This is a genomic window from Luteibacter sp. P4_E6 (genome assembly GCF_056401535.1).
In genome coordinates this window covers 1-1,611 of the sequence record NZ_JBFUJE010000723.1, presented here as the reverse complement: position 1 = coordinate 1,611, position 1,611 = coordinate 1, and the positions used below count along the sequence as shown (strand labels likewise).

General features: G+C 61.6%; 1 protein-coding gene. It reads right to left on the bottom strand.

The features are described from left to right. Positions 1 to 98: 98 nt before the first annotated feature. Positions 99 to 1,583 (bottom strand): XVIPCD domain-containing protein, encoded by a 1,485-nt coding sequence (locus AC1DT2_RS22805; protein ID WP_477298946.1) that lies wholly within the window; start codon positions 1,581 to 1,583, stop codon positions 99 to 101. Between the last annotated feature and the right edge of the window lie 28 nt (positions 1,584 to 1,611).

Sequence of the window (1,611 nt, the reverse complement as noted above, 5' to 3'; positions counted from 1 at the left end):
GGCTTGTTCATGGCGGCACCGTAAGCGGAGTAGGCAGTGAAGGAGAGCGCCGCGAGTGCGGCCTTGGTACGAAGGGAGATCATGGGTCGCATGTGCTCCTAGCGGCTCTGGGAATGTGGTGTGTGTGCGGGAGACGCCTCTGTCTGCGACGGAGAGGCTATTGCGTGGCTGACGTCAGGCTGCTGTGCCGTGTTCTGCGCTGCGGCCTGCTGCCAATCCCGGCTGCTCTGTTCGAGGGATGTCGCGATGCCGACCTCTGTGGGGACCTCGGCGAACTTCTTGAACGGCGAGCTCGCCTCGCCCTGCATGGCGTAGGCGCGGCTGAAATCGTCGTTCATGACAACGTGGTCGATGTGGCTCATGCCGTTTCGCCGAGCCTCGACGGTCAGGGCGCCTGCCAGGTTCTCGCTCATCTGATCTGGCTTGCGTCCCGTGGATGCGTCGACGCCGTGGACGCCTTGGAGTGCCTGTTGGAACATGGCGTTATCGGGGTGCGCAACGTCGCTCAGCTTCGGTGGGTGAAGCAGGCGGTCTAGTTCGGCCGATCCTGTGCGTGAGCCCCATGCAGCGTCTGCGCCATAAGACGGAACTATGCCAACGGCGCGCGCCCCGACCGCGACATCGTGCCCGAGGTGGTTCGCCGCAGCGCCGATGGCGGCGGATACCTCGGCGCCCGCTTGTCCTACCGCTCTTCCGATGGGAGCCGAGCGTGACATGAGCTCGTGTCCGTCATTCCTAAGTTGCTCTGCATAGATCTTGCTGGCCCCTATTGCCAGAGCGGGTCCGACGAGAGCGGGTGAGCCTGCCACCTGCGTCGCAACCTCGCGCGCACCCATCACATCGGCCCGATAGTGATCGACCATGGACTGGTTCGCTTTGTAGCGAGCCTCCCCCTCAGGGCCGATCAGAGGCGCTTCTCCGGCTTTCGGAATGAAGTTGTCCATGTAGTGGGATTGGATCGATATCGATCGGGTGACCGCGCCGGCGTTTCCGGACCCATAGCCCGCATGAGCCATCCGATCGATGTCATCGGCAGTCGCGTAGATCTTAACTTCGCCAAAGTGTTGGTTTGCAGCGCTGACAGGGTCGCCGGCGCGAGCATGATTTATCATCTCGTGGCGGCCAGGATAAATGTCTCGCCCAAGACCTACCGCGCCATAGGCATTGAATGTTTCACCGTGCAGGTCATACTTCGAGGCATTGATCTGGGCGAGCGTGCCGCCGAGGGAGTGCCCCRTGACAGTCACATTGAGCGGCTTGTGACTCGCTGCCGCGTAGTCCTCTGCAAGATCAATGGCATGTCTCGTAAAGGCATCGGCCTCCCACTGCTGCACGTTGACCTTCGCTGAGAACATCGCGGCGTCGACAACGTAGTCGTCGGCGGCATCCGTTCCCCGATATGCCAGTACCGTGCGCCCATTGGACTCGTCGCGAAAAGCAGTCGCCCGAAAGCCAGAGATGGGGCTGGCTGCAGAGGCAAACACAACGTAGTCGTCGTTTCCCGCACGGATCCTGTCGCCAATCAGGAGATCCTGATAGGTGCCGGCCGCCAAGACTGCGTATTCCTGCGTTCGTTCAGTCATGGCTGCGATCCTTCGCGTTGATGTAGAT